29 protein-coding genes are annotated in these 24870 nt (G+C 61.7%); 12 read left to right on the top strand and 17 right to left on the bottom strand.

Annotation, left to right across the window (positions count from 1 at the left end; all coding sequences use genetic code 11):
• Nucleotides 1-2: 2 nt before the first annotated feature.
• The 3 genes from CIT26_RS00830 to CIT26_RS00820 form a co-directional block, all read right to left on the bottom strand.
• The gene (locus tag CIT26_RS00830; protein ID WP_095490795.1) at nucleotides 3-275 is read right to left on the bottom strand and encodes a hypothetical protein; all 273 of its coding nucleotides are present in this window, start codon (nucleotides 273-275) and stop codon (nucleotides 3-5) included.
• A gap of 112 nt (nucleotides 276-387) precedes the next feature.
• A complete protein-coding gene (locus tag CIT26_RS00825) occupies nucleotides 388-753 on the bottom strand; it encodes a response regulator (RefSeq protein ID WP_095490794.1) in 366 nt (121 codons plus the stop codon).
• Entirely contained in the window at nucleotides 746-1789 is a 1044-nt protein-coding gene (locus CIT26_RS00820; RefSeq protein WP_245318940.1) for an HWE histidine kinase domain-containing protein, read from the bottom strand. The genes CIT26_RS00825 and CIT26_RS00820 overlap by 8 nt, the downstream gene beginning before the upstream one ends.
• Nucleotides 1790-3120: 1331 nt before the next feature.
• Here CIT26_RS00820 and CIT26_RS00815 point away from each other — a divergent pair.
• Nucleotides 3121-4005 (top strand): SAM-dependent methyltransferase, encoded by an 885-nt coding sequence (locus tag CIT26_RS00815; protein WP_095490792.1) that lies wholly within the window; start codon nucleotides 3121-3123, stop codon nucleotides 4003-4005.
• A gap of 276 nt (nucleotides 4006-4281) precedes the next feature.
• Here the strand turns inward: CIT26_RS00815 and CIT26_RS00810 are convergent, their stop codons facing one another.
• Both CIT26_RS00810 and CIT26_RS00805 read right to left on the bottom strand, forming a co-directional pair.
• A complete protein-coding gene (locus CIT26_RS00810; protein WP_095490791.1) occupies nucleotides 4282-4479 on the bottom strand; it encodes a CsbD family protein in 198 nt (65 codons plus the stop codon).
• A gap of 801 nt (nucleotides 4480-5280) precedes the next feature.
• Nucleotides 5281-6369 carry an AI-2E family transporter gene (locus CIT26_RS00805; protein ID WP_095490790.1) on the bottom strand — a complete coding sequence of 363 codons (1089 nt, stop codon included), beginning with the start codon at nucleotides 6367-6369 and terminating at the stop codon, nucleotides 5281-5283.
• Nucleotides 6370-6901: 532 nt separating this feature from the next.
• Between CIT26_RS00805 and ttcA the strand changes: the two genes are divergently transcribed.
• The 5 genes from ttcA (at nucleotide 6902) to CIT26_RS00775 (ending at nucleotide 10700) form a co-directional block, all read left to right on the top strand.
• The gene (ttcA, locus tag CIT26_RS00800) at nucleotides 6902-7792 is read left to right on the top strand and encodes a tRNA 2-thiocytidine(32) synthetase TtcA (RefSeq protein ID WP_095490789.1); all 891 of its coding nucleotides are present in this window, start codon (nucleotides 6902-6904) and stop codon (nucleotides 7790-7792) included.
• The gene (locus CIT26_RS00795; RefSeq protein ID WP_095490788.1) at nucleotides 7782-8609 is read left to right on the top strand and encodes an inositol monophosphatase family protein; all 828 of its coding nucleotides are present in this window, start codon (nucleotides 7782-7784) and stop codon (nucleotides 8607-8609) included. Before ttcA ends, CIT26_RS00795 begins: the two co-directional genes overlap by 11 nt.
• Nucleotides 8610-8762: 153 nt before the next feature.
• Nucleotides 8763-9941: a pyridoxamine--pyruvate transaminase gene (gene ppaT, locus CIT26_RS00785; RefSeq protein WP_095490787.1), complete on the top strand. Its 1179-nt coding sequence runs from the start codon at nucleotides 8763-8765 to the stop codon at nucleotides 9939-9941.
• Nucleotides 9942-9988: 47 nt separating this feature from the next.
• Nucleotides 9989-10201 (top strand): SDR family oxidoreductase, encoded by a 213-nt coding sequence (locus CIT26_RS00780; RefSeq protein WP_425350317.1) that lies wholly within the window; start codon nucleotides 9989-9991, stop codon nucleotides 10199-10201.
• A gap of 97 nt (nucleotides 10202-10298) precedes the next feature.
• Nucleotides 10299-10700, top strand: coding sequence for an energy transducer TonB (locus tag CIT26_RS00775; protein WP_095490786.1), 402 nt, complete (start codon nucleotides 10299-10301; stop codon nucleotides 10698-10700).
• Nucleotides 10701-10714: 14 nt separating this feature from the next.
• Here CIT26_RS00775 and CIT26_RS00770 read toward each other — a convergent pair whose 3' ends face one another.
• From CIT26_RS00770 to CIT26_RS00745, 5 genes are all read right to left on the bottom strand, one after another.
• Complete coding sequence (locus tag CIT26_RS00770; RefSeq protein WP_095490785.1) at nucleotides 10715-11956, bottom strand: multidrug effflux MFS transporter; 1242 nt, start codon at nucleotides 11954-11956, stop codon at nucleotides 10715-10717.
• A 171-nt stretch (nucleotides 11957-12127) separates the two neighbouring features.
• Nucleotides 12128-12463 (bottom strand): Grx4 family monothiol glutaredoxin, encoded by a 336-nt coding sequence (gene grxD / locus CIT26_RS00765; protein WP_029353656.1) that lies wholly within the window; start codon nucleotides 12461-12463, stop codon nucleotides 12128-12130.
• 431 nt (nucleotides 12464-12894) lie between these two features.
• The gene (locus CIT26_RS00755) at nucleotides 12895-13128 is read right to left on the bottom strand and encodes a BolA/IbaG family iron-sulfur metabolism protein (protein WP_023674714.1); all 234 of its coding nucleotides are present in this window, start codon (nucleotides 13126-13128) and stop codon (nucleotides 12895-12897) included.
• 86 nt (nucleotides 13129-13214) lie between these two features.
• On the bottom strand, nucleotides 13215-15455 hold the full coding sequence (gene purL, locus CIT26_RS00750) for a phosphoribosylformylglycinamidine synthase subunit PurL (RefSeq protein WP_095490784.1): 2241 nt from the start codon (nucleotides 15453-15455) through the stop codon (nucleotides 13215-13217).
• A 147-nt stretch (nucleotides 15456-15602) separates the two neighbouring features.
• The gene (locus CIT26_RS00745) at nucleotides 15603-17015 is read right to left on the bottom strand and encodes an aminotransferase-like domain-containing protein (protein ID WP_095490783.1); all 1413 of its coding nucleotides are present in this window, start codon (nucleotides 17013-17015) and stop codon (nucleotides 15603-15605) included.
• A gap of 93 nt (nucleotides 17016-17108) precedes the next feature.
• On the opposite strand from CIT26_RS00745, the gene CIT26_RS00740 reads away from it, so the two are divergent.
• The 3 genes from CIT26_RS00740 (at nucleotide 17109) to CIT26_RS37245 (ending at nucleotide 18308) form a co-directional block, all read left to right on the top strand.
• Nucleotides 17109-17354, top strand: coding sequence for a DUF1127 domain-containing protein (locus CIT26_RS00740; protein ID WP_095490782.1), 246 nt, complete (start codon nucleotides 17109-17111; stop codon nucleotides 17352-17354).
• A gap of 283 nt (nucleotides 17355-17637) precedes the next feature.
• On the top strand, nucleotides 17638-17889 hold the full coding sequence (locus tag CIT26_RS00735; RefSeq protein WP_095490842.1) for a type II toxin-antitoxin system prevent-host-death family antitoxin: 252 nt from the start codon (nucleotides 17638-17640) through the stop codon (nucleotides 17887-17889).
• 224 nt (nucleotides 17890-18113) lie between these two features.
• The gene (locus CIT26_RS37245) at nucleotides 18114-18308 is read left to right on the top strand and encodes a hypothetical protein (protein ID WP_245318934.1); all 195 of its coding nucleotides are present in this window, start codon (nucleotides 18114-18116) and stop codon (nucleotides 18306-18308) included.
• A 26-nt stretch (nucleotides 18309-18334) separates the two neighbouring features.
• On the opposite strand, the gene CIT26_RS00725 is transcribed toward CIT26_RS37245, so the two are convergent.
• The 6 genes from CIT26_RS00725 to purC are packed head-to-tail and all read right to left on the bottom strand — an operon-like array spanning nucleotide 18335 to nucleotide 21465.
• Complete coding sequence (locus CIT26_RS00725; RefSeq protein WP_095490781.1) at nucleotides 18335-18982, bottom strand: Pr6Pr family membrane protein; 648 nt, start codon at nucleotides 18980-18982, stop codon at nucleotides 18335-18337.
• Nucleotides 18983-18986: 4 nt separating this feature from the next.
• Nucleotides 18987-19403 carry a hypothetical protein gene (locus CIT26_RS00720; protein WP_095490780.1) on the bottom strand — a complete coding sequence of 139 codons (417 nt, stop codon included), beginning with the start codon at nucleotides 19401-19403 and terminating at the stop codon, nucleotides 18987-18989.
• A 45-nt stretch (nucleotides 19404-19448) separates the two neighbouring features.
• The gene (gene purQ, locus CIT26_RS00715) at nucleotides 19449-20117 is read right to left on the bottom strand and encodes a phosphoribosylformylglycinamidine synthase subunit PurQ (protein WP_095490779.1); all 669 of its coding nucleotides are present in this window, start codon (nucleotides 20115-20117) and stop codon (nucleotides 19449-19451) included.
• Complete coding sequence (locus tag CIT26_RS00710) at nucleotides 20114-20368, bottom strand: hypothetical protein (protein WP_095490778.1); 255 nt, start codon at nucleotides 20366-20368, stop codon at nucleotides 20114-20116. The genes purQ and CIT26_RS00710 overlap by 4 nt, the downstream gene beginning before the upstream one ends.
• An 18-nt stretch (nucleotides 20369-20386) precedes the next feature.
• Entirely contained in the window at nucleotides 20387-20629 is a 243-nt protein-coding gene (purS, locus tag CIT26_RS00705) for a phosphoribosylformylglycinamidine synthase subunit PurS (RefSeq protein ID WP_095490841.1), read from the bottom strand.
• Nucleotides 20630-20670: 41 nt separating this feature from the next.
• On the bottom strand, nucleotides 20671-21465 hold the full coding sequence (gene purC / locus CIT26_RS00700; RefSeq protein WP_023674725.1) for a phosphoribosylaminoimidazolesuccinocarboxamide synthase: 795 nt from the start codon (nucleotides 21463-21465) through the stop codon (nucleotides 20671-20673).
• Between the two features lie 277 nt (nucleotides 21466-21742).
• Here purC and CIT26_RS00695 point away from each other — a divergent pair, with 277 nt between their 5' ends.
• Nucleotides 21743-22063, top strand: a complete 321-nt coding sequence (locus tag CIT26_RS00695) for a DUF1476 domain-containing protein (protein ID WP_095490777.1) — start codon at nucleotides 21743-21745, stop codon at nucleotides 22061-22063.
• A 122-nt stretch (nucleotides 22064-22185) separates the two neighbouring features.
• The gene (locus tag CIT26_RS00690) at nucleotides 22186-22959 is read left to right on the top strand and encodes an HpcH/HpaI aldolase family protein (protein WP_095490776.1); all 774 of its coding nucleotides are present in this window, start codon (nucleotides 22186-22188) and stop codon (nucleotides 22957-22959) included.
• Here the strand turns inward: CIT26_RS00690 and CIT26_RS00685 are convergent.
• A complete protein-coding gene (locus CIT26_RS00685) occupies nucleotides 22956-23504 on the bottom strand; it encodes an RBBP9/YdeN family alpha/beta hydrolase (RefSeq protein WP_095490840.1) in 549 nt (182 codons plus the stop codon). The two genes, CIT26_RS00690 and CIT26_RS00685, sit on opposite strands and share 4 nt — an antisense overlap.
• Nucleotides 23505-23809: 305 nt before the next feature.
• Here CIT26_RS00685 and CIT26_RS00680 point away from each other — a divergent pair, with 305 nt between their 5' ends.
• Entirely contained in the window at nucleotides 23810-24622 is an 813-nt protein-coding gene (locus tag CIT26_RS00680) for a VOC family protein (RefSeq protein WP_095490775.1), read from the top strand.
• Nucleotides 24623-24870: the final 248 nt, after the last annotated feature.

Here is a 24870-nt window from a genome sequence, read left to right as displayed (position 1 = left end):
ATTTAGGGGCGTCGGCGGGCGGACTCTTGGTTTTCGACGCTGTTTTCGTTCACTTGGAAAGCTTTGCCCTCAGGCTTCGGCTGGTTGCGCTTGTCGCTGGACTGCTGTGGGTGCGCTGGTGAGCGAGCGGGCTCTTGGTCTTCCACGCTGTTTTCATTCACTTGAAAAGCTTTGCCCTGAAGCTTCTGCTGGTTCCGCTTGTCGCCGGGCTTCTGCTGTGGTTGGCGCTCTTGATTTTGCGCGGTGTTATCGTTCATTTTGAGCTCTTTCGCCATCGCGTCCTCTATTGCTACAGGACAACGCCCGCCGTTGCGGTGGGTTCCCGGGCAAATCAGGGCACTGTGTTATTGTAGCCCTGATGTCCGTTTTAAGGACTTGTTTCCGCGATCAGGGAGCAAGAAGGCGTGCGAGTTTGGTGGTCAGTTCATCAAAGCTGAACGGTTTGCGAAGCACGGCACGGTTGCTGAAGCCTTCGCGCATGTCGCGATCGCTGTTGCCAGTCGAATAGATGAAGGGCACGCCGCGCTCGGCAAGCGCATCGGCCACGGTATTGCTGTCGTCGCCGTCCAGATTCATGTCCAGCATGGCGGCATCGAAAATCTGTCCTTCGATCAGGGCGATCGCCTGTCCGACCGTGCCGGCTGAGGTGACGGTCTCGCATCCAAGATCGCCCAGCATATCCTCGATCATCATCAGGACCAGAATTTCATCCTCGACAACGAGGAAGCGACGGCCAGAAAGCAGCTTATCCATCGCGAATTCCCGGTACCGGAATGTTCATCGTGCAGATCAACCCGTCCGGGCGATAATCGAGTTGCACAGTGCCTTCGAGCTCGTGGGCCAGGCCGCGCTCGATCACGCGCGAGCCGAACCCCTTTCGCAATGGTGGCGTAACCTGCGGACCGTCCTTCTCTCGCCAGGACAGGATAAGTCGGCGGCCCTCCGACGTCGGCTCGATCGTCCATTCGATCCGGATAGAGCCCCTGTCATTGGAAAACGCACCATATTTCACCGCGTTCGTCGCGAGTTCGTTGAAGGCGATGCCAAGCGCCAGGGCCGCCCTTGTCGAGAGGCGGATGTTCTCGCCGGCAATCACCAGCCGCTCCGCCCGCCCGTCTGTGACGCCGAACGGTTCCAGCGCATCGTGCAGCACATCCAGCAGCCCGGCGCTGTGCCAGTTTTCACGGGTCAGCAGGTTGTGCGACCGGGAGAGCGCAAACAGCCGGGACTCGACGGCTTCGCGGATCACCTTTGGATCGGAATTCGCTCGCGATGCCTGCCAGACAATCGACTGCACCGTTGCAAGCGTGTTCTTCACGCGATGGTTCAGTTCGTCGATGAGCATTTTGGATTGCGCCTGCTCCTCCTTGTGTTTGGTCAGATCGACCAAGGAGGTAAAATACTGGACGATGGCGCCGCTCTTGTCGTGGACAGGACTGGCGAAAAGGGCAGCCCAGAATTCGCTGCCATCCTTGCGCCTGTAAAGGATTTCTGTAGCCGCCGACGAATTGGCTTCGAACTCCACCTTGATACGTTTCAGCGCCCCGGCGTCGGTGCCGTCCGCCATCAGGAAATTGAAGGGCTGGCCGAGCACCTCTTCCCTGGCGTATCCGGTCAAGGCGAGGAAGGCGTCATTGGCAAAAATGATGGGATTGCCGGGTTCTTTTGCATCGGTGAAAACCATGGCCATTCGTGTTGTCTCGGCGGCAACCACGAACGGACCAAGGTCGTGCTGAAAGCCCTCGACTTCGGCTTCGGCGTCCTTCTGCTCTTCGGACTTGTCAGGCATAGTGACCATTGATCCCGCCGTTGGCGCAAGACATTCGACAGCGTAGCTTGCCCCAGGCCTCCGCGCTACAGGCATTGAGCTCGTCGCATTTCGAGGCTTCCTCTGCCCCGTGTCGAGACAGCGCGCTGGACGACGGCCCGCGACGAACCGGATTGAACGCAAAAGCCCGCGCACCTTTCGGCGAGCGGCTCATTGCGGACCGGAACCATCAACTGCCTCGATGCTCTGCCTCCACGTCAAAGGTCAACACAATCTGCAGCACCAGGTGGCGGCGGAGCATCGCGCTTCCTTCAAGCGGATCATTCCACAACTTCGCCGCGATACCCCCTCAACGAAATACCCCGCCGAAATGGGGTTTCTGGGACCACTGGACGGAAATCGGTAGGGACGGCTGGGCCAAGCCGAAAGCCATCCGCCACCCGCCTGCGGGAGGGTGAAGCCGGCATCATCAAAAAAACGAAATGTTGGCGGGTGACCAGTTCATGAAAAAGTATGAAGCTGAACAGGCTGTTCATCACTTTTGCATGGGCTGAGATACGCGACTTCGGGTATAAGACGACGATGGCACTTGCGATGCGAGACGATTCCCAGCCCACCTGGTGCGAGCGCTAAGCCGCCGGCGCGTCCGGCATCCGCTGTTCAGCTAAGAATGAGGCCGGCTAGGAGAACCGTAAGGAGAAGCGACAGCGGAACGGCAAGAAGCCAAGACGCCCCCAAAGTGTTGGTCTGCCAGAAGTTCATCGGGGTCTTCCATTCGGTTTCCTATCAAAACGGACAGACCTCGCCGGCGGTTCCGAGTGCTCAAAGCAGTAGGGGCTGTTCCAGGGGTCGCAGGGTCACCGAATCGGGGAAAGGCTAGGCCGCCCGCGGAAATGCGCGACGTGAACGTCGTTCCGTTCCTTTTTCTCAACAGGATATGCGGTCACGATATGAGAGACGGTTACCGCGATCGTCCGTTCTGAAGAAGCCCTTCATGGATGAGGAACTGGTTGAGATCCTTATGCGGCGCGACAATGAAGGTGCGAGCGTTGCGTCAATCAAGATTGTCGCGCCACATCCTTACACACTTGCTGTCGCGCTGAACGAATAACCGCTGCCCGCGACCCTAGCCAGCATCGAGGCTGTGCCGCCTATCCTGGACGATCAGAAGCCGGCGTATCGCAAACATCTGCCGGACTGAACGCTTCTCGGCTCCTACCCGCTGCCACTAGCGTACATAACGTCTAAGATGTAGGATTCAAGCGCATGCTATAGACCACCATCGGGAAGGACCGCGGATCCGGCCAACTGCCTCGCACCGGCATCAGCACAGGGGTAACGTTTCGAACACCATGAGCGAGCAAGCCCTCGAAAGCCGACCTTCCGGCGCGTCGGCGGAAGCCATTTCCTACCATTACGACGTTGGCACCGAATTCTACAGGCTGTGGCTCGACCGCAATCTGACCTATAGCGCCGCCCGCTGGGGCGATCCGCGCCAAGCCGCGGTCAGCCCGGTCAGCCTGGAGCTCGCGCAGGAGGCGAAGCTCGACTTCCACCTGAGAGCCGTCGGCGTCGGGCCGGGCGACAGCCTGCTCGACATCGGCTGCGGCTGGGGCTCGATGCTGCGCCGGGCTGTCGAGCAATACGGCGTTGCCGCGGCGACCGGCCTGACCCTGAGCGCCGAACAGCACGACTACGTGCGCGCGCTCGACCTGCCGGGCGTCGAGGTCCGGCTGGAGAATTACCAGGACTATCGCTCGGCGGCCAAGTTCTCGGGTATCGTCTCAGTCGGGGCGTTCGAGCACTTCACCCGCCCCGGCCTGTCGGCGGCCGAGAAGGTCGTGATCTACCGGCGGTTCTTCGAGCGGTGCCGCGGCTGGCTGAATCGCGGCGCACACCTTTCCCTGCAGAGCATCACATGGGGCAATGTCCCGCGCGACGCGACCGGCTTCATCATGGCGCAGGACGTCTTCCCCGAGACTGACCCGCCCTATGTCGCCGACGTTCTGGAGGCATCGGCCGACACGTTCGAGCTGATCTACATGGAGAACCGCCGCTGCGATTACATCCGCACCCTTGAGGTCTGGCTGGAGCGGCTGCGCACCCGGCAGCGGGAGATCGAGGCGGTGACCAGGACTGGGACCTTCGAATTCTACGAGCGCTACCTGCGCCGGTCGATCTATGGCTTCAAGAAGAAGCAGTTCCAGCTTTGCCGCTTCGTCTTCCAGCGGCATTGAGGACCTCAATCACTTGCAGCGGGCGAAGGCATCGGCAACGAAATCGCGCGCCGCCGAGCCTTGAAACCCTATGACTGCAGCGCAAACCGCGACCGGAACTCAGCCGGCAAAGGAAATCCGGCCAATTGAATTGCTTAAGCCGTCGTAACTGTACCCCAGGATCCTAGAAGGCAAACTGGGCTGGCAGTTGCCGCGCGCAGCGCTCCAAGCGAGTGCCGCGCGCTGCAGCGGGCGACCATCTGTGGCAAGCTGGTGCGAATATATCCGCCAGAGGCCCTAGAGGCGCTGAAGCCACTCGTCGACCTGACGCTCGGCCTCTTCTTTGGCGATACCGTACCTTTCCTGAACGCGCCCGGCCAACTGATCTCGCTTGCCCTCGGCACGGTCGAGATCGTCATCCGTAAGATCACCCCACTGCTCTTTGGCCTTGCCCTTAAATTGGGTCCATTTTCCCTTGATCTGATCCCAGTTCATTTTTCGCTCTCCATATCCTAGATGCACCCTGACGACATGCCGCTCGGGCGCACGTTCCAATCACGCGCTGCCTTGCGGTCCGACAACTCCTGGGCAACGGTCACACGTATGGGTACGCCGTACTAGTCGTGCACTCGGCTCGACGTATGCCCGGTCGCCCCAATCGGGTTCGTCTTCGACCGAATAACGCGGCGTACCTCCGAGCTGTTCCGGCTATTATGAAGCCATCTTGACATTCGTTGTAATCGAGTTCGACCCAAGGCAACGGATAGTGGATCCTGGCCGATGTGTTCGCCCTCGGATTATAGACATTGGTTCCGGGGACGTTCGATGCCCGGACGTGGTCGTGGGTAGCAGTTTCGTCGTTCATCAAGAGTCAAAGGCGAGGCGATTGCCTCCGCCCACGCGATCTTCCCGAGGTGTACCTTAACGAGCGCGCCAGCGAGCAGTAGGCCACAAAACTCTGAAGTACCACCGCAAGGAGTGGGGCGGCGAGCGCGGCGCCTGGAAGGACCGCCCGCGCCACGACGACCACTCCTGCGGCGTCGATTACCTTCCTGCTCGGACTGGAGCCGCCGAACCCTCGTTTACAAGCGGCGCGAAATGTCGTGGCTGAGCTCACCAGCCAGGCCGCCGGGCGCGGGAAGCTCGGTCGGGCGGCGCGAGATCAAAAGCAACAAGCATTGCCGATCGACGGATTGGTCAGCGCCATCTCCATCTTATCCGACGGGCCTTTATTTGGACGACGATTGCCTCGCCCTCGCCTGCGACCGAACTGGGTCCAGACGCGACCGATATCACTCAAGCGGCATCCGGAGGCGCCGACGTGGAGTGCCTGCGGCCCTTGACCTCGGCCGCGTGCCACTCAAGGAAGAGGCTGTAGGCGACCGCCAGCAGCGTTGGCCCGAGGAATACGCCGATGAAGCCAAAGGCGAGAATGCCACCGAGGAACCCGAAGAGGCCGAGCACCACGGGCAGGCTGTTGGACCTAGCAAGGAGATAGGGCCTGAGGACATTGTCAATGCTGCTGACGAGGAGCAGGCCCCAAACCACGACGAAGATGCCCCACCAAACGGCTCCTTGGACCAGCAGCCACAGCGCCACCAAGCCCCACACAAGCGGGGGGCCGGCCGGCACGAACGACAGGACGAACGTAAGGAAGCCGAGCAACAGCGCCTGAGGCACACCGGCGATCCAGAAACCGATGCCGGCCAACAGCGCCTGGGCGAGTGCCGTGCCGATCAAGCCGTAGATGACGCCCTTCACGGTCTCGCCCACGACCGTGAGCAGGTGTCGCGCGCGCGGTCCGGCGAATCGTTCGGCGATCTCGCGCACGTACGCTGCCATCTGCCGGCCGTGGCGGTAGAAGAAGAATGCTATGAAAACACTCAGACCGAGCTCGAGAAGGCCGACGCCGAGCACAGCTCCGCTGGCCACGGCGATGTCGGCGGCGGGGCCAATCAGCTTCTTGAGCTCAATCATGAAGGCGGGTGCGTTGTGAGCCAAACTTTTCCAATAGGCAGCGAGGCTCTCGCCAACCGCCGGGAGCCCTGCGACCCAACGCGGTGGCGTCGGCGGCCCCTGCTCGAGGAGACGGGTCGCCGCCGTGACCAGGCTTGCTACGCTGTCCGCCAGTGTCGCCACCATGACGGCGAATGGTGCGACGAGAACGAAGGTAACCAGCAACGTCATCACGGCGGCGGCCAGGCTTTTATTGCCACCGACTGCCCGCTCGCACCTTTGGTAGACCGGCCATGTCGAGAAACATATGACCGCCGCCCACAGGATGGCTGAGAGGAAAGGCTGAAGGACGAGAGCGCAACCGAACGCAAGTAGAAGAAGGGCGCCGACCCCCATAATTTGTTCGATTGGCTTACCAAGGGATATCATGACCAATCAGTCTTGCTGCGGCCTAGCCTCTGCCCGCGCACTCGGCATAACGGTTTCCAGTTTACTTGGTCGGTCGCTCACAACTAAGCAACAACGAAGCCGCCGACAAGGCGTTCAAGCGAATGAGGTTGCGCACCCAGTCAACAAGGAAGACCACGGCGTTAATCTCTTGCGGCACCTCGGGCTTACCACGCGGGAGTTGGCAGTGCATTGCGACAATCTTGCTGCGATGCACCGGTTGTTTCTGCCCGACGCTTCATCGCGGCAACTGCGGAGGGCCACATATGGCGCTACTTGCGTTCCGGTGACCGACAAAGTTGGCTGCGAGCGACCCAGGGCAGCCCTTCGAAACGAAGCCCAACAAAATCACCGTTTGTTCTCCCTTAGCGTTGTTTGGCGTACTTTCAACGCGATGCCCTCAAGTACGCTCTGGTTCGTTCTATTTGCGCATCATGCTTTTCGAAAATCGATTTCGGTTTTCGGGCCGATGCGCTAATCCGGGCAGCAACTGGGATTTTGAGGCCAACGCGCCATGAACATGCTGCCAGACGCCAAAACACTCGAACCGATCGCCGATGCCGCAGGCGGCTTTCATCCGCTGTTTGCCGATGTGCCGTCCTCCGTCGAGTTTAACAAGCTGCGCAAGCGGCTGCTGCGTCTCGCCCGTCAGGCGCTCGACGATTTTTCGATGGTGAGGCCTGGCGATCGCTGGCTGGTCGCCTTGTCCGGCGGCAAGGATTCCTACGGCCTGCTCGCTTTGCTGCTCGACCTCAAATGGCGCGGGCTGCTGCCGGTCGAGCTGTTGGCTTGCAATCTCGACCAGGGCCAGCCGAATTTTCCGAAACACATTCTGCCCGATTATCTCGACACATACGCCATTCCGCACCGCATCGAATATCAGGACACCTATTCGGTGGTGACCGACAAGCTTCCCGAGGGCAGCACCTACTGTTCGCTGTGCTCGCGGCTCAGGCGCGGCCATCTCTATCGCATCGCGCGGGAGGAGGGCTGCTCGGCTTTGGTGCTCGGCCACCACCGCGAAGACATTCTCGAAACCTTTTTCATGAACCTGTTCCATGGCGGGCGCCTCGCCGCCATGCCGCCAAAACTGCTCAACGACGACGGCGACGTCATGGTGCTACGGCCGCTCGCCTATTGCGCCGAGGCCGATCTCGAAAAATTCGCCGGCGCCATGAAGTTCCCGATCATCCCGTGCGATCTGTGCGGCAGCCAGGACGGCCTGCAGCGCAATGCGATGAAAGCGATGCTCGACGACTTGGAAAAGCGCATGCCCGGCCGCAAGGACACGATGATCCACGCCATGACCAATGTGCGGCCCTCGCATCTGCTTGATCGCAAACTCTTCGATTTCGCCGCACTCAACGAAACCCTTACACGGCAAGACATCCCCGATGACATTTGACGATACCGCGATCGACTGGCTTGCCAAGCTTCTGTCCGACGCCGCCATTGCCGAGATCATGCCGCGCTTTCGCCGGCTGGATGAGGGCGACGTCCGCCAGAAGACCTCGGCAGCCGACCTGGTGACGGAGGCCGACGTGAATGCCGAGCGGCTCATCACCGTCAGGCTGCGTGAGCGCTACCCCCAGGCGATGATCGTCGGCGAGGAAGCCTGCTCCGACGCCACGGCGCTGCTCCAGGGCCTCGGCGAAGCCGATCTTGCCTTCGTCATCGATCCAGTCGACGGCACCTTCAATTTCGCCTCGGGCGTGCCGCTGTTCGGCGTCATGCTGGGCGTCGTCGTGAAGGGCGAGACCGTCGCCGGCATCATTCACGATCCCGTCGGCAAGGACTGGCTGATCGGCGCCAAGGGTGCTGGCAGCCACATACGGCATGCGCATGGCACCCTGGAGAAGGTGTACGTCGCCGAGCCTGCACCGATCTCGCAAATGACCGGCGCGGTTTCCTGGCAATACATGCCCGAGCCGGAACGGTCGCGGCTGGCGCGCAACCAGACGAAATCCCTGTCGCAATTCGGCTATCGCTGCGCGGCTCACGAATACCGCCTGCTGGCGAGCGGCCACGCCCACTTCGTCGTCTACAACAAGCTGATGCCGTGGGATCATCTGGCCGGTGTGCTGATCCATGCCGAGGCAGGTGGTTACGCGGCGCGTTTCGATGGCAGCGCCTATTTGCCTTCGCACGTCGGAGGTGGCCTTCTTGTCGCACCGGACGAAGAAAGCTGGCGCGAACTGCGCCGGGAACTCTGGGCGGAATAGGCCGTTTGGGATCGGCCCGGTGGGCAGGGTGAAGAAGCTAGCCGAGGATTATGGCGCCGAGCTGATGTATTCGCACGACATGGAGAACTTCAAGACTTATCGGACCGGCACGCAGTTCTACGGCTGATCGCCGCCGATGCGGAGACAAAGACCATGCGCTATCTCGAACACGCCGAACCGGTCATCACGCTTACTGCCGGGCCGGTGAACGCCTATCCCGATGTGCTGCGCGGCCTCGGCCGCACCGTGCTCTACGATCACGACCCGGCGTTCCAGCTCTTTTACGAGCGTGTGGTCGACAAGGCGCAGAAGACGATGCGGCTATCGAACAAGCCGGTCATTCTGCATGGCGAGCCGGTGCTTGGCCTGGAGGCGGCCGCAGCCTCCCTGATCACGCCCGACGACGTCGTGCTCAACCTCGCCTCCGGCGTCTATGGCAAGGGGTTTGGCTATTGGGCGAAGCGCTATTCGCCGCATCTGCTCGAAATCGAGGTGCCCTACAACGAGGCGATCGACCCGCACGTGGTTGCGGCAATGCTGGAAGCGCATCCGGAAATCAGCATCGTTTCCGTCTGCCACCATGACACGCCGTCGGGCACCATCAACCCGATCGACGCCATCGGCGCGCTGGTTTCGGCGCATGGCGCCTATCTGATCGTCGATGCCGTTTCCTCCTTCGGCGGCATGAAAACGCATCCGCAGGACTGCGAGGCCGACATCTATGTCACCGGCCCGAACAAATGCCTCGGCGCGCCTCCCGGCCTGACGATGATGGGCGTCAGCGAGCGCGCCTGGGCCAAGATGAAGGCAAATCCCCTGGCGCCACGCGCGTCGATGCTCAGCATCGTCGACTGGGAACATGCGTGGTCGAAGGACAAGCCGTTTCCGTTCACGCCGTCCGTCGCCGAGATGAACGGGCTCGACGTCGCGCTCGACCTCTACCTCAACGAGGGACCGGCAGCGGTGTGGGCGCGCCACGCGCTCACCGCCAAGGCCATGCGCGCCGGCGTCGCCGCCATGGGTCTGTCGATCTGGGCCGCCAGCGACAATATCGCGTCGCCGACCACGACCGCCGTCCGGACGCCCGAAGGCATCGACGAGAAGGCGCTTCGGCAGGCCGCGCGCGCCCGCTACGGCGTGGTGTTCTCGTCGGGCCGCGGCGAAACATTGGGCAAGCTGACACGCATCGGCCATATGGGCCCGACCGCTCAGCCGATCTATGCGATCGCAGCGCTGACGGCACTTGGCGGCGCGATGAACGCTTTGGGCCAGGAACTCACGGTCGGCAGGGGCATCGACGCGGCGCTCGCCGTTATCGACGCTGACGTCTGAACGGAGAAAATCACCAGATCACAATTGAGGAGCGTTTTCATGACTGAATGGCTTGCGGGAAAGACGGCGCTGATTGCCGGGGCTGCTCAACGCATCGGCAAGGCGAACGAGGCGTTCGGCCTTGTCGAGATGCTGCAGGCGATGAAAGGCAAGGGCAGCCGGAACATATTGCTGATGTCGTGTCGCTTCTTGCCTCCGACGATGCGCGCTGGATCACCGGTCAGACGCTAAATGTCGACGCCGGCATGGTGCGCCACTAAAAGCTCGTCGCGTCTGAAAGGATTCATGCGACGCGCTGATATCGATGGAGTCAAATATTCGGATTACAATTGTCCGCGCGAAACCCGGAGACCCGAGATGAAACCTCGGTCCGCAATTGTCGCCCTTACCCTTGCCTTGGTTGCCGGGCCGAACGAGGCAACATCGCAGGAACGCGCATGTCGCAGTGCCGATCCCGTCGACACCATAGACGAGATGTTCTCCGCGATCGTCGCGTGTTGGGAGCCGCCGCCCGGAACCGCGGGCATGACCTTGACGCTGCAGTTCTCAATTCGCCGAAACGGCACACTTATCGGCAAGCCTCGCGCCACTTACTCCCGTCTAGGGAATGATGGCGGCCTCAACCGGGCCTTCGTGGCCTCCGTCCTCGAGGCTCTCGACCAGGCCCTGCCACTGCCCGTTTCGGACAGCATGGGTGGAGCAATCGCAGGGCGTACGCTGTTCCCTCGCTTCACAGCAGCGAGTGGGGGTGAATCCTAACGCGGCGTCCGGTATTAAACCGGCGGGTTCTGCGGCTGGAAGAATTTGCCGCGCTCGGCGATCAGCACCATCACCAATGCGCCAAGCGACACGCTGCAGAATCCAGCGGCCAAGGGCGTCACCGTGCCGTTGAAGGCCTGGCCGATCAGCGTCCCGAGCAGGCCACCGAGGAAGGTCTGCATGAAACCCAGAATGGACGATGCCGTGCCGGCCAGCTGGCCGAGCGGCTCCATGGCGAGCGCGTTGAAATTCGCGCCGAGTGCGCCGAACGGAACCATCGCACAGGCAAAGAAGGTGATGAAAAGCCAGAGCGGCATCTTCATTTGGATGGAAACGATCAGCCAGGCGAGGCTGATGGCCAGAAACAAGAGCAGCGCGCTCTGCGACAGGCGGCGCATGCCGATGCGGCCGACAAGGCGCGAATTCAGATAGTTCGAAAAGGCGAGCACGCCGGCGATCCCTGCGAAAATCACCGGGAACATCTCGCCGACGCCGAAGACGCCGACATAGATCTGCTGCGCCGAGTTGATGAAGCCGAACATCGCGCCGAAGGCAAAAGTGCTGGCGAAGGCATAGCAAAGTGCCATGCGATTGGTCAGCACGATGCGGAAGCCGCCGATGATGGATTCGGCCGTCAGCGGTCTGCGATATTCGGGACGCAGCGTTTCGGGCAAGCGCAGCAGCGCCCACGCCGACACGATCAGCGCCCCGGCCGCCATGGTGATGAAGATCACGTGCCAGGTCGCGAACAGCATGATGAACTGACCAATGCCGGGGGCGACGACCGGAATGGCCATGAACACCATGAAGATCAATGACATGACCTCGGCCATGCGCCGACCGTCGAACGTGTCGCGCACGATCGAGACGGCGATGACGCGTGTGGCCGCGGCGCCGATGCCTTGCACCACCCTGCACAGGATAAGGATGGCGAATGTCGGGGCAATTGCCGCCGCAGCCGCTGCCGCGACATAGATCACCAGCCCGACAACGAGCGGAGCGCGGCGTCCGAAGCGGTCCGAGATCGGTCCGAAGAAGAGCTGCCCGCCGCCAAAGCCAAGAATATAGGCGGCAATCACGTACTGACGGTGGTTTTCATTTTCCACGCCCAACGAGGCGCCGATCTGCTGCAGCGCCGGCAGCATGATGTCGATGGCCAGCGAGTTGAGCGCCATCAACGCAGCGCAAAGCGCGATGAATTCCCAGCGCGGAATAGGCAAGGTGCTTGCCTCCGGCGCTTGTGCATGCTGATCCACGGCAAAGTCCGATCTTCAAACGAAAAAGCGCCGGCGCACCGGCGCATTCATCCGTCTTAGGCCCCAATACAGGGGAGGTACTCAGTCTGCCGAGGTGGGGGCTGGCCCGGCGTTTAGCGCATGACTCCGAAATCGGGATCGATTTCGCTGGGGATCATGCGCAAACAAAATTCAGGCGGCGCCTTTGACGCTCACGCCCTTTTCGACGAGGAACGTCTGAAGTTCGCCTGCCTGGAACATCTCGCGGATGATGTCGCAGCCGCCAACGAATTCACCCTTGACGTAGAGTTGAGGGATCGTCGGCCAGTTGGAGTATTCCTTGATACCTTGCCGCAGCTCGGCCGAGGTCAGCACGTCCACGCCCTTGTAGTCGGCCCCGATGTAGTCGAGGATCTGCACGACCTGACCGGAAAATCCGCATTGCGGGAAACCGGGCGTGCCCTTCATGAAAAGGACGACGTCGTTGCCCTTAACTTCGCTGTCGATGTAGTCGTTGATGCCGCTCATAGAGAATCCTTTCATGCCCGCGGGAGTCGGGCTCGAAACATACCCTTTCAAATAAACCCATAGGTTGCCTGAAACAAGACGTTTGCCGCATCGTCACGCAAATGGCGCAAAGGATGGCTGATATTGGGCCAAGAGCATCGGCCAGCTATTTTCCCAAGGAAGCGATAAAAAGGCGAGATGGCGCGGCAATCCTGATTGGTATTGCTGGCCCTGATCTGGTGGCTCAGCCAATCGCGATCTGGTGCTCGCAAGTCAGTCTCGGCAGCTTTGCACGCCTGTTCCGCGATGCGCTGCACTGTCCCAACGCGCTTTTCTTCGACGGGCGGTCTCGGCGCTGTCGAATGGCGAGAGATCGATCGTCGGCGAAAAATATCCGGCAGGGCCGATCATTGCCGTCTCGGCGAAAAAGTAATGAGGGGTTACGCCGAAACTCAGTCCGGCACACTGGTCTGCAGGGCGAGCGCGTGCAGCACGCCGCCCATATTGCCCTTCAGCGCGTCATAGACCATCTGATGCTGCTGGACGCGGCTTTTGCCGCGAAAGCTTTCGGCCACCACCTCGGCCGCATAATGGTCGCCGTCACCGGCCAAGTCGCGGATCGTCACCTTGGCGTCCGGAATGCCTTCCTTGATCAGCCTTTCGATGTCGTGCGCGTCCATTGCCATGCCAGGATTCCTTGTTCAGGTCGTGATCTCATAAATATGATCGAAATGGCGGATGAACCACACCCAAACGACCCCACTCGATCATATCAGGGGTCCACGACCTCATTTGCCATGAAGCGAGGAAACCAGGATTCGTGGGCAGCGGTCAATTCGCTGACAGGGATCGCCCGTGCCTCGCCGAGTTTCAGGTCATTGCCGCCGGTCGAGCCGATCCACGGCGCGAAGATACCGAGCTTGCTCTGCTCTTCGCGAATGGCGTCCCATTCCTTGCTTTGCGGATCGATTGACAGCGTCAAGATATAGCGGCCCTGATCCTCGCCGAACCAGACCGGGATCGGATCAGTCCCGACCAGGCCGGGGACGGTCGCGCCGATGCCGGACGCCATCGCCATCTCGGCCAGCGCGACGGCAATGCCACCATCGGAAACGTCATGCGCTGATGTAACGACGCCGGAGGCGATCAGGGCGCGTACATGGTCGCCGACGCGCTTTTCATGGTCGAGGTCGACCGGCGGCGGCGGGCCGTCGGTGCGGCCATGAATGCCGCGCATGTAGGCCGACTGGGCGAGATGCGTTCCCCACATGGACGGCGCGCCGACCAGCAGGATCATCTGGCCCTCGGCGGCAAAGCCGATCCGCGTCATCTTCGACCAGTCGGCGATCAGTCCGACGCCGCCGATGGTCGGCGTCGGCAAGATGCCTTGTCCGTTGGTTTCGTTGTAGAGCGAGACATTGCCGGAGACGATCGGAAAGCCGAGCGCGCGGCAAGCGTCGCCAATGCCTTTCACGGCGCCGACCAACTGGCCCATGATCTCGGGCCGTTCCGGGTTGCCGAAATTGAGATTGTCGGTGGCCGCGAGCGGCAGAGCGCCGGTGGCGGTAAGATTGCGCCAGCACTCGGCCACCGCCTGCTTGCCGCCCTCGTAAGGGTCGGCCTCGCAATAGCGCGGCGTCACGTCGGAGGAGAAGGCGAGCGCTTTGGTCGGATGACCTTCGACGCGCACCACTCCGGCATCGCCGCCCGGAAGCTGCAGCGAATTGCCCTGGATCAGCGTGTCGTACTGCTCCCATACCCAGCGGCGCGACGACAGGTCGGGTCCGCCGAGCAGTTTCAACAGCGCCTCGGCGACGTCGGCTTGTGGTGCATCGCCGGCCGCCAGGGGCGCCGGCTTCTTCGGCTCGGTCCAGGGACGGTCATATTCCGGCGCCTGGTCGCCAAGGTCCTTGATCGGCAGGTTGGCGACTTCGTCGCCCTGATGCAGCACGCGAAAGCGCAGATCGTCGGTGGTCTTGCCGACGATGGCGAAGTCGAGGCCCCATTTGTGGAAGATCGCCTCGGCTTCCTTTTCCTTTTCGGGGCGCAGCACCATCAGCATGCGCTCCTGGCTCTCCGACAGCATCATCTCATAGGCGCTCATGCGCTCCTCGCGCACCGGCACCTTGTCAAGGTCGAGTTCGATGCCGAGGTCGCCCTTGGCGCCCATCTCGACCGCCGAGCAGGTGAGACCGGCGGCACCCATGTCCTGGATGGCGATGACGGCACCGGACGCCATCAGTTCGAGGCAGGCTTCGAGCAGGCATTTTTCGGTGAAGGGATCGCCGACCTGAACGGTGGGCCGCTTCTCGTCGATCTTGTCGTCGAACTCGGCCGAGGCCATGGTGGCGCCGCCAACACCGTCGCGGCCGGTCTTGGCGCCGAGATAGACGACCGGCAGGCCTACGCCCTTGGCTTCCGACAGGAAGATGGCATCGGTCTTGGCAAGCCCCGCCGCGAAGGCGTTGACCAGGATGTTGCCATTGTAGCGCGCGTCGAAATTGACCTCACCGCCGACCGTCGGCACGCCGAAGGAATTGCCGTAGCCGCCAACGCCGGCAACGACGCCGGCGACGAGGTGCCTGGTCTTGGGATGGTCCGGCGCACCGAAGCGCAGCGCGTTCATCGCCGCGATCGGCCGCGCGCCCATGGTAAAGACATCGCGCAGGATGCCGCCGACGCCGGTCGCCGCACCCTGATAGGGCTCGATGTAGGAGGGGTGGTTATGGCTTTCCATCTTGAAGACAACGCAGTCGCCGTCGCCGATATCGACCACGCCGGCATTCTCGCCCGGCCCCTGGATGACCTGCGGCCCGGTGGTCGGCAGCGTGCGCAGCCACTTTTTCGAGGATTTGTAGGAGCAGTGCTCGTTCCACATCGCCGAAAAGATGCCAAGCTCGGTAAAGCTCGGCTCGCGCCCGACCAGGTCGAGGATGCGCTGATATTCGTCGGGCTTCAGCCCGTGCGCGGCAATGAGTTCCGGAGTGATCGGCACGGAATTGGAAATGGTCATGGGCGGCAATTTATATCCTTGGGATCGAGTCCCCTCTTATCGCAAGCGCGAAGGCCGATACACCCATCAAGCGACGAAAAACGATGGAAAGCCACAGGGGCAGCAACCAGCGAAAGATCGCTACTCGATCCGCCGGTTTCAAGCGGCTCAGGAGAAACTGTCGTAACCGGCACGGCCTTCGTCCAGAAGCCGCCTGATCACGCCGACGCCGCCCGCGATGTCCTCTCGCCGACTCGGCTGTGAAACGCCGAAACGCACGCCGTGGAAAACCTGCTCGGAACGGCCCGCCTTGAACTCGTCCTCATCGTCGATGAGCACGCCGTGTTCGAGACAGGCATTCTTGAACGTGCCGGAAAGCCATGGATCAGGCAGGGTGAGCCAGACGAAGGGCACATTGTCCACTGCCTTGAAGTCGAACCCGGCCAGCGTCTCGCGCACGATCGCCATGCGCGCGTTGATCTCGACGATGCTGCGCTTGCGCATCTCGCTGGCCTGGCCGGACAGCACCAGCCGGCTACACACTTCCGCCAGCAGGAAGGGGAGGCCGCCCGTCAGCATCTTGTGAGCGACCCGGATCCGGTGGCGATAGGCCGGCGGACAGGCGAGCCAGCCGCCGCGAACACCAGCCGCAACGGATTTCGACAGGCCGCCGGCAACGATGGTCCGTTCGGGGGCATATTCGACCAAGAGCGGCGTCGGGTCGTCGGTCAGATCGCCATAGAGATCGTCCTCGATCAGGACGACATTGTATTCGCGCGCGACGCGCGCGATAGCCTCGCGCCGCGTTGCCGACAGCGTCACCAGTGTGGGGTTCTTGGCCGTCGGCATCAGGAACAGCATTTTCGGGTGTTTTTGCGCGCAGACGCGCTCGAAATCCTCTGGATCGAGTCCTTCCTCGTCCGACGTCACCAGCGCGGTCCGGCGGCCGATCAGGCCGGCGCTGCGTGAAATCTGCGAATAGGTGAGGTGCTCGAAGACGATATAGTCGCCGGGCGTGGTGAGGGCGGCAATCGCCGCCATAACCGCGGCATGGGTGCCGAGCGTCGGAACGATGCCATCAGGGCTCGGGCGAAACGAATTTCGCGACAGCCAGCTGCAGCCGGCCTCGGACCAGCGGTCGGGAAAATCCCGCGTATAGCTTGAAATCTCATACGGATGGTCCTGCGCCGTGCGCGAGAGCACATCGGCGACAATGTCGCCCTGGCCAATATCAGGCGCAGCCGTGCTGTCGAAGCGCAGCTTGCCGCGAGGCGCATCGATATAACGCGTGCCCTCCACGTGGGGGTCAGGCGCCAACGGATCGGTCTTGGTGTCATGCCGGCCCAGGACATAGGTTCCGCGTCCGACCTCGCCGCTCACCAGCCCTCGCTCGCGCAACAATTGGTAGGCCCGGCCAACCGTACCGACGGTCGTGCCGATGTCGTATGCCAGATCGCGCTGCGGCGGCAGTTTTGCTCCTGCGCCGATCACGCCACGGTCGATGTCCGTTTCAATGGAATCTGCAAGCCGCTGATAGAGGGGCCCGGAGGTGGCGGTAAGGTCGGGAAGCCAATTTGTCATGGTGACAATTTTCTATATTGCACCGAATTGAGAGTCAATACATACGGATTACGTGACAAAAGGGTACAATTTCAAAATTCTGGTAGCAAGAAAATGGCTGCAATCGATACAATCCGTTACAAGAGAGCTGAATTGCCCGGAGCCCGCCCGTCAGGCCGGCAAGGCTATGTCCGTCGGCTGGTGCGCATGGTCAGGTCACTCGCAAACCGGATCGGCAGCCTGCTGGATCGCCGGCGCAGCCGGCTGGTCTTGCTGGAAATGACCGATGATCAGCTCAAGGATATCGGCATCTCGCGCGCCGATGCCCACCGTGAGGGTCTGAGGCCGTTCTGGGACTGAGAATACGTCTCGCCTGCTCCCGTCTCGAATAGCGGGGCGGTGTATCGGCAGGCCGACGTTGAGTGCCGCTTCTTCATCGCCGAGAAGCTACCTCCTTCTTCTTGCTTTCGATGTCGGAAAATGTATGGCGCACCGAGATCGGCCGCGGCAGCGAGGTCGCGAGAAGACAGACCACGATGCACCCGCAGACCTTCACTGCATTCTCGCCCCGCGACGTCTCCGATGAAGGGCTATTGCTGAAACAGCTAGTTCGCCTATTTTCGGGGTAATGAAAGAAGTCATTATGGCGAGTTTCACCCTAACAGATCTCGGCAACAAATCCGGCGAGGTTGTGGAGGCCGCGTTCCGGGGCCCTGTCGACATCACCAAGCGCGGCAAGCGCAAGTTCGTTCTCCTAACGGCCGAGCAGTTCGACTGTCTCGCCGGCCGTAGCGCCCAGCGGGCACACCGCGTCGAGGACCTGTCAGCGGAGGAACGCGAAGGGCTTCTCGCCGGCCTTGATGCCGTCGCGCGCGACGATGACCCGGATGACTGAGCCGGACCACGGACAGATCATTCTCTATTCCTATCTATGGGCGCGGGAATATGACCGGGGGGAGGAAAGTGGACGCAAGGCGCGGCCGACCTGCGTGATGCTGATCGTTGCGGGCAAGAACGGCCCCAGAAGGCCCTGCTCTTTCCAATCACGAGCCAGCCGCCGCGCTCTGGCGCTCGCTGCGTCGAAATTCCCGAGACTGAGGCCCGTCGCGCAAGCTCTATATGCCGGCCTGGGTGATCGTCGATGAATTCAACACCGATGATCTCGCTACGTCCTGGGCGCTCGACGACGCCAAGCCGCTCGGCCGGTTTACGCGCAAGTTCATGTCCCGGATCGCCAGCGAAGCCGCCCGCGGCGATCCGCGCCGGCGCCGCGCGAACCGTACCGAGACGATAGACGGCCGGGGCTGGATGTAGCGCGCCCTCCGGATGCCCTGTCTTCTTCACTGCGGACGAACGCGTGCCACCCTGAACCGCGAGATGCCGTGGTCTGCAAGCACCGCAATGATACATAACACCAGAAAAAGTCCGGTGATGCCGAGCGCCGAGACGGCGACACTGGCCGCGCCGTTCTTGGCAATGTCGAGGAACGGGTAGGGCACTTCGCCTGATATCGGCGCCCGCACCAGTGCATAGCCCAAATAGGCGACCGGATAAATCATCCACCAGGAGATGTCGCGCCACCGCGTCGAGCCGTCGGCGCCGGCCACAAGCCACCACAGCACGAACAGCACCGGCGTTACATAGTGCAGCAGGACGTCGCAGAGCAGGAACAGATCCTGCGGCTGCCAAAGCTGCGCCAGAACCGTCGCATAGACGATGAAGACCAGGGTTATGGCAACCGCCACGCCGGCCCGCATCCGCGCCCCGGCAAAAGCTGGAAACCAGGCGTAGCCGCCAGGTGACAGCAGCGAAACATGCACGAGCAGCGCGCCGATATTGGTCAGGATGGTGAAGAAGCTGAAGTAGAAGACCAGCGAGCCAACGAAGCTGCGACCGGCTTCCATCGACGCCGGAACGGTGATGCAGATTTGCAGGACGAGCCCGGCCAGGCCTATGACCAGACCGGTGATCTGCAGGAAGCGGCTCACAGCCCTACGCAGCCGCACCGCAGGCCGGATTGCCTGTTTGCCAGCGCGCGATGTCCGAACCGATGCGTGCACCGAGCGGTTCGGCCATCAACGGACCGTACACGTCCACCCGGCGTGAATTGCCTTGCGCCTGCACGACCAGCAACGGCTTTCCGCCATACTGCTTGACCGGGACCAGCAGGAAGCGCGGCGTGCCGGTGAACGAATTCAGCTCATTGGCCATCTGATAAGGCTTGAAGGCGGGGTCCTTGCTGGAGATCCAGCATTTGTGGGCGGAGATCGCCACCTGTTCCATGGCAAGCAGCGCCGCGCTCTTGCCCGAAGGCGCCGGCGCGCTCTTCGGCTTTGATTGGCAGGAGGCGAGCACAAGGCCGGCGGTGGCGACGAGAGCGAGGCGGGCGATCGTCTGTCTCGGGCTCATGCGGCGCCTATTTCGAATTCGGAAAAAAGATGAATGATGAAGATATCAAGCGGCGATGCCGAGGGCACTTTCGAACAGCGCCCTGCCGTCGCTGCCGCCATGCGCTGCTTCGATCAGGTTCTCGGGATGCGGCATCAGGCCGAGCACATTGCCCTGGCCGTTGATGATGCCGGCAATGTCGTTGATCGAGCCATTGGGATTGGTGCCTTCGGCATAGCGGAACACGACCTGGCCTTCGCCTTCGAGCCTACGAAGTGTCTCGGCGTCGGCAAAATAATTGCCGTCGTGATGCGCTACCGGCGAGCGGATGATCTGGCCCGGCTGATAGCGGCGGGTGAACATCGTGTTGGCGTTGGCGATCTGCAGCTTGACTTGCCGGCAGACGAATTTCAGCGACGTATTGCGCATCAAGGCGCCCGGCAAAAGACCGGCCTCGACCAGGATCTGGAAGCCGTTGCAGACGCCGATGACCATGACGCCCTTGGCCGCCTTTTCGGCGACCGCCCGCATCACCGGCATGCGCGCGGCAATGGCGCCGCAGCGCAGATAGTCGCCGAAGGAAAAGCCGCCGGGAATGGTGATCAGGTCGACATCGGGGATCTCGGTGTCGGTCTGCCAGACGGTGAGCGGTGGCGTTCCCGAAATCTTGGTCAGCGCCGCGATCATGTCGCGGTCGCGGTTGAGGCCAGGGAGAAGAACGACGGCTGATTTCATTTCGGTTCGTAAGGCCTCTGGGCTTCGGCGAGTTCGCGCAGATCTGGACGGCGTTCTATTCGTTCGAGGCGGTCGTCCTGACGGGCAAGAATGCCGTAGATGTTGTGGATGTCGCTTTGTGTTGCCACCATGTGACCCCGAACTACGTTCATCTCCCGCTTCACCTCGGAAACATCTTGGCGAAGTTCAGCGACCTCGTGATGCACACGCTTTAGAAGCTCATGCATCAACTCAATCGTAACTTCCGTCATATGCCCTCCGGCACAACCTCAGGTAATCGCCACACTATAGTTCTCAATCACCGTATTCGCCAGAAGCCTGTCGCACATGGCTTTCAAATCAGCCTCGGCCTTGGCCTTGTCGCTCTCCGAAAGCTCGACATCGAAGACCTTGCCCTGCCGCACCTGGCCGACACCATCAAAGCCCATCCCGGACAGCGCATGTTCGATCGCCTTGCCTTGCGGGTCGAGCACGCCATTCTTGAGGGTTACGGTAATGCGGGCCTTGATCACGCTGGACATGCTCCTGTTCGAAGTGTTGAGCGGCAAAAATCTCAGTGCGGCTTGCCTTTGACGCCATCGGTCGAGGCGACGAGCACTGGTCCGGCGGGACGCGGCGGCTCGTTCTCGTTCATGATGCCGAGGCGGCGGGCGACTTCCTGATAGGCTTCGACCAATCCGCCCATGTCGCGGCGGAAACGGTCCTTGTCGAGCTTGTCCTGCGTCGCCACGTCCCACAGACGGCAGGAGTCCGGTGAGATCTCGTCGGCAACGACGATGCGCATCATGTCGCCTTCGAACAGCCGGCCGCATTCGATCTTGAAGTCGACGAGCTGGATGCCGACGCCCATGAACAGGCCTGAAAGGAAGTCGTTGACGCGGATGGCCAGCGCCATGACGTCGTCGATCTCCTGCGGGCTCGCCCAGCCGAAAGCGGTGATGTGCTCTTCAGACACCATCGGGTCGTCGAGCGCGTCGGCCTTGTAATAGAATTCGATGATCGAGCGCGGCAGCACGGTGCCTTCCTCGATGCCGAGACGCTTGGCCAGCGAACCGGCGGCGACATTGCGCACGACCACCTCGAGTGGAATGATCTCGACTTCCTTGATCAGCTGCTCGCGCATGTTGAGCCGGCGGATGAAGTGGGTCGGAATGCCCATCCGGTTGAGATGGTTGAAGATGTGCTCGGAAATGCGGTTGTTGAGCACGCCCTTGCCATCGACGATTTCGTGCTTCTTCTTGTTGAAAGCGGTCGCGTCGTCCTTGAAGAACTGGATCAGTGTTCCCGGCTCAGGTCCCTCATAGAGGATCTTGGCCTTGCCTTCATAAATGCGGCGGCGATTTTTCATCTGATCTTTTCTCTGGATTTCCGGGCAGGCGGTAAGCGACCAGTTCCTGTCCGTCTGCCTAAATTAGTGCGGCAACGGTAGGGGTTCAATGCCGGTGTCTATCCCAATCGCACTGTTTGCTCAATCGGCAAATCCTTTCAATCACCGCTTTCCGGAATGAAATGCCGCAGCGCAGCAAGTGACGTACCATATTGACCGGCCCGCGGCCTTTTGGTTTGTGCTGCGGCAATACACATATTTCGACTGCCAACGAATCGGATTTGACCGGAGGGATGCCATGAGCAGCATGAAAGATCGCGAGGAGGGCTTCGAGCGCAAGTTCGTAATCGACGAGGAACTCCGGTTCAAAGCCGCGGCCCGCCGCAACAAGGCGCTCGGCCTGTGGGCCGCCGAAAAGCTCGGCAAGGCCGGGGCAGACGCCGAAGCCTATGCCAGCCAGGTAGTCCTCGCCGACATCGAGGAAGCCGGCGATCACGACGTTTTCCGCAAGATCCGCAAGGATTTCGACGAAGCTGGGGTCAACCAGTCGGACCATCAGATTCGCCGCACCATGGACGATCTGATGGCGCAGGCAATCGAGCAGATCAAGAACACCTGATCCTTGCTCTGAGCCAATTGACTCACTGGACCAATCGACCGCCTGGTCTCTCCGGGCGGTTTTTCTTTGCCTTTGCAGCTGTTTCCGGCTGAACTGCATTAGAGCGAATAAGGAAGGCGCCTATGTCCCTCAAGTCACGCCTTGCGGCCGATGAAACGTTGTGCACCGCATGGTCCGGCGTGCCTGATGCCCTGACGGTCGAGATTCTTGCCAGACAGGGTTTCGATGCCGTCACCCTCGACATGCAGCATGGCGGACATCACGAGGACAGCGTGCTGCGCGGCCTTGGGCCGGTGCTGGCCGCCAACAAACCGGCGCTGGTGCGCATTCCGGTCGGCCGCTTCGACATGGCCAGCCGCGCGCTCGATTTCGGCGCCGAGGCGGTGATTGCGCCGATGGTGAATTCGGTGGCCGACGCGCGGCTGTTTGCCGCCGCCATGAAGTACCCGCCACTCGGCGAGCGCTCCTGGGGCCCGACCTATGCCTTTCCGCGTCATGGCAAGGGCGACTATGCCGACTGGCTGCGCGACAGCAACGAGCGCACCATGGCCTTCGCCATGGTCGAAACGCGCGCCGCCCTCGATGCGCTCGAGGGCATCCTCGACACGCCGGGTATCGATGGCATCTTCCTCGGCCCATCGGATTTCTCGATTGCCTGGTCGAACGGCGCCGCCGTCAACTCGACGCTCGAAAGCATGATGGAAACCGTTGCCTCGATCGCCGAGCGGACACGCAAGGCCGGCAAGCATGCCGCAATCTACGTCGTCGAGCCGGCCATCGCCGGCCGTGTGGTGTCGATGGGCTATCGGCTGCTGGCGATGGGCTCCGAGCATGCGCTGATCGGTCTGGGGGCAAAGACGCTGCTGAAGAGCGTCAGGGACTCGATCGGGTTCTAGAGATCCGTTAGGAATTTCGCAAAAGTCATCGAACCTTCTGGCCACGGCCCGAAGCCGGAATCCGCGTTGAGATGTCCGGCGTCGCCGGCGTCGATGAACAGCGAGCCCCAGGCGCCGGCAATGTCCTCGGCCACGTCGAACGTGCAGAACGGGTCGTTGCGGCTGGCGATCACCACCGAGCGAAATGCCAGCGGCTCGCGCGGATAGGGACCGAAGGTCATCAGGTGCCTGGGTTTTATCTTGGGATTGGCGACGTCGGGCGGCGCCACGAAGAAGGCTCCGGCGACCGGACGCTGGAACTGCGGCATTGCCTGGACTACGGCGGCGACGCCGAGCGAATGCGCGACGATAACGACCGGTCGTTCGGCCTCGTTGACCGCCTTCGCCACGCTCGCCGTCCAGTCTTCGCGCACCGGCTTCGACCATTCCGCCTGCTCGACACGGCGCGCCGTCGACAATTTCGATTGCCAGCGGCTCTGCCAATGGTCGGGGCCGGAATTGGTGTAGCCCGGCACGATGAGAATGTCTGCATCCCTGACTTTCATGGCGCGCATGTAGCGAGGGACACGGTTTCGTGCAACCGCGCATGATCCCAAAAAGTGTGAAGCGGTTTTTGGACAAGATCATGCGCAAAACAGGGTCTGATCGGTGCGATACTCACAAATCGTGAACACCATGTTCGCTTCTTGCCATCTTGTGTGAACGATCGCGATCGACGATCTGTCATCGGGAAAGAAACAGCCGTGTAAATGAGAACCAGGATTTGGAACTGACACGACATACAATCGTAGGTGGCGCCGGGCTCCTGGCTTTGGGGATTTCGTCGAAGGCCGCCCAAACGGAGACCTTGATGAGCGAACTGCCCTTTGCCGCCACGACCCCGGTCAGCGTTGCCCGCGTCGGGTTGCGCGCGCGGAATGCCGAAAGCCTGGCCGCTTACTATCGCAACGTCGTCGGTCTGCGGGAACTGAGCCGCGCCGGCGGCGCGATCACGCTGGGCGCCGCCAATCGTCCCTTGCTCGACATCGAGGCGGATGCAGCGGCGAAGCCCGACGATCCGCGCAGCGCCGGCCTCTTCCACACAGCCTTCCTGCTGCCCAGCCGGACCGATCTCGGGCGCTGGATCACCCATGCCGTCGCCAACAAGATCGGCATCGAAGGCGCATCGGACCATCTGGTCAGCGAGGCGCTTTACCTGACCGATCCTGAGGGCAACGGCATCGAGATCTATGCCGACCGCCGCCATGAGGACTGGAAGTGGAATGGCGACAAGGTGGCGATGGCGACCGAACGGCTGAATATTTCGTCGGTCGTAGCCGAAGTGCCGGCCGGCGATGCCGGCTGGCAGGGCATGCCGGACAACAGCATCATCGGCCACGTCCATCTGCGTGTCGGTCGCCCGGAAGACGCCGAGGCCTGGTGGCACCAGGAGTTCGGCTTCGATACGGTGGCGAAATATGGTAGCTCGGCGGTATTCCTGTCGTCAGGCGGCTACCACCACCACATTGGCGCCAATTCGTGGCAGAGCGCCGGCGCCGGCCGTCGCGATCCTTCTCGGTCCGGCCTGGCCTGGATCGAAATGCGGTCCGACAATGTGACTGATGCAGCGACGCGCGAGGACCCTTGGGGAACGGTGATCAGGACCGTTGCCGGCAAGGCCTGATCTTCGAACCTGATGGTGCGCGCTGAGCAGGTGAAGGCTGCTCTAGGCTGGAGCACCCCTCATCCGTCTCGGCGCTGCGCGCCGATCCACCTTCTCCCACAACAAGGGGAGAAGGGCGAGCCTGCCGTTTGCGCCTCGGCAAATCTCGCAGTTTGATGGTTGGCGGCGAGGTCGATGCCGTCTTACCTTCGCCCCTTGTGGGAGAAGGTGGTGGCCTCGCAAAGCGAGGCCGGATGAGGGGTGTTCCA

The sequence above is a fragment of the Mesorhizobium temperatum genome, from assembly GCF_002284575.1.
GTDB lineage: Bacteria > Pseudomonadota > Alphaproteobacteria > Rhizobiales > Rhizobiaceae > Mesorhizobium > Mesorhizobium temperatum.
Note: the sequence above shows the minus strand (reverse complement) of the source record. Positions and strands in the feature narration are given on the sequence as shown.

Excerpts from the sequence above, each read along its gene's own strand:
- purL (WP_095490784.1), bottom strand. The coding sequence starts at position 15,455 with ATGACCATTTCCAATTCCGTGCCGATCACTCCGGAACTCATTGCCGCG.
- ttcA (WP_095490789.1), top strand. The coding sequence starts at position 6,902 with ATGAACATGCTGCCAGACGCCAAAACACTCGAACCGATCGCCGATGCC.
- CIT26_RS00720 (WP_095490780.1), bottom strand. The coding sequence starts at position 19,403 with ATGAGCCCGAGACAGACGATCGCCCGCCTCGCTCTCGTCGCCACCGCC.
- grxD (WP_029353656.1), bottom strand. The coding sequence starts at position 12,463 with ATGAGCGGCATCAACGACTACATCGACAGCGAAGTTAAGGGCAACGAC.
- CIT26_RS37245 (WP_245318934.1), top strand. The coding sequence starts at position 18,114 with ATGCCGGCCTGGGTGATCGTCGATGAATTCAACACCGATGATCTCGCT.
- CIT26_RS00710 (WP_095490778.1), bottom strand. The coding sequence starts at position 20,368 with ATGACGGAAGTTACGATTGAGTTGATGCATGAGCTTCTAAAGCGTGTG.
- CIT26_RS00795 (WP_095490788.1), top strand. The coding sequence starts at position 7,782 with ATGACATTTGACGATACCGCGATCGACTGGCTTGCCAAGCTTCTGTCC.
- CIT26_RS00805 (WP_095490790.1), bottom strand. The coding sequence starts at position 6,369 with ATGATATCCCTTGGTAAGCCAATCGAACAAATTATGGGGGTCGGCGCC.
- CIT26_RS00755 (WP_023674714.1), bottom strand. The coding sequence starts at position 13,128 with ATGGCAATGGACGCGCACGACATCGAAAGGCTGATCAAGGAAGGCATT.
- ppaT (WP_095490787.1), top strand. The coding sequence starts at position 8,763 with ATGCGCTATCTCGAACACGCCGAACCGGTCATCACGCTTACTGCCGGG.
- CIT26_RS00815 (WP_095490792.1), top strand. The coding sequence starts at position 3,121 with ATGAGCGAGCAAGCCCTCGAAAGCCGACCTTCCGGCGCGTCGGCGGAA.
- purC (WP_023674725.1), bottom strand. The coding sequence starts at position 21,465 with ATGAAAAATCGCCGCCGCATTTATGAAGGCAAGGCCAAGATCCTCTAT.
- CIT26_RS00685 (WP_095490840.1), bottom strand. The coding sequence starts at position 23,504 with ATGAAAGTCAGGGATGCAGACATTCTCATCGTGCCGGGCTACACCAAT.
- CIT26_RS00810 (WP_095490791.1), bottom strand. The coding sequence starts at position 4,479 with ATGAACTGGGATCAGATCAAGGGAAAATGGACCCAATTTAAGGGCAAG.
- CIT26_RS00775 (WP_095490786.1), top strand. The coding sequence starts at position 10,299 with ATGAAACCTCGGTCCGCAATTGTCGCCCTTACCCTTGCCTTGGTTGCC.
- CIT26_RS00735 (WP_095490842.1), top strand. The coding sequence starts at position 17,638 with ATGGCGAGTTTCACCCTAACAGATCTCGGCAACAAATCCGGCGAGGTT.
- purQ (WP_095490779.1), bottom strand. The coding sequence starts at position 20,117 with ATGAAATCAGCCGTCGTTCTTCTCCCTGGCCTCAACCGCGACCGCGAC.
- CIT26_RS00745 (WP_095490783.1), bottom strand. The coding sequence starts at position 17,015 with ATGACAAATTGGCTTCCCGACCTTACCGCCACCTCCGGGCCCCTCTAT.
- CIT26_RS00820 (WP_245318940.1), bottom strand. The coding sequence starts at position 1,789 with ATGCCTGACAAGTCCGAAGAGCAGAAGGACGCCGAAGCCGAAGTCGAG.
- CIT26_RS00680 (WP_095490775.1), top strand. The coding sequence starts at position 23,810 with ATGAGCGAACTGCCCTTTGCCGCCACGACCCCGGTCAGCGTTGCCCGC.
- CIT26_RS00695 (WP_095490777.1), top strand. The coding sequence starts at position 21,743 with ATGAGCAGCATGAAAGATCGCGAGGAGGGCTTCGAGCGCAAGTTCGTA.
- CIT26_RS00825 (WP_095490794.1), bottom strand. The coding sequence starts at position 753 with ATGGATAAGCTGCTTTCTGGCCGTCGCTTCCTCGTTGTCGAGGATGAA.
- CIT26_RS00830 (WP_095490795.1), bottom strand. The coding sequence starts at position 275 with ATGGCGAAAGAGCTCAAAATGAACGATAACACCGCGCAAAATCAAGAG.
- CIT26_RS00780 (WP_425350317.1), top strand. The coding sequence starts at position 9,989 with ATGGCTTGCGGGAAAGACGGCGCTGATTGCCGGGGCTGCTCAACGCAT.
- CIT26_RS00690 (WP_095490776.1), top strand. The coding sequence starts at position 22,186 with ATGTCCCTCAAGTCACGCCTTGCGGCCGATGAAACGTTGTGCACCGCA.
- CIT26_RS00740 (WP_095490782.1), top strand. The coding sequence starts at position 17,109 with ATGGCTGCAATCGATACAATCCGTTACAAGAGAGCTGAATTGCCCGGA.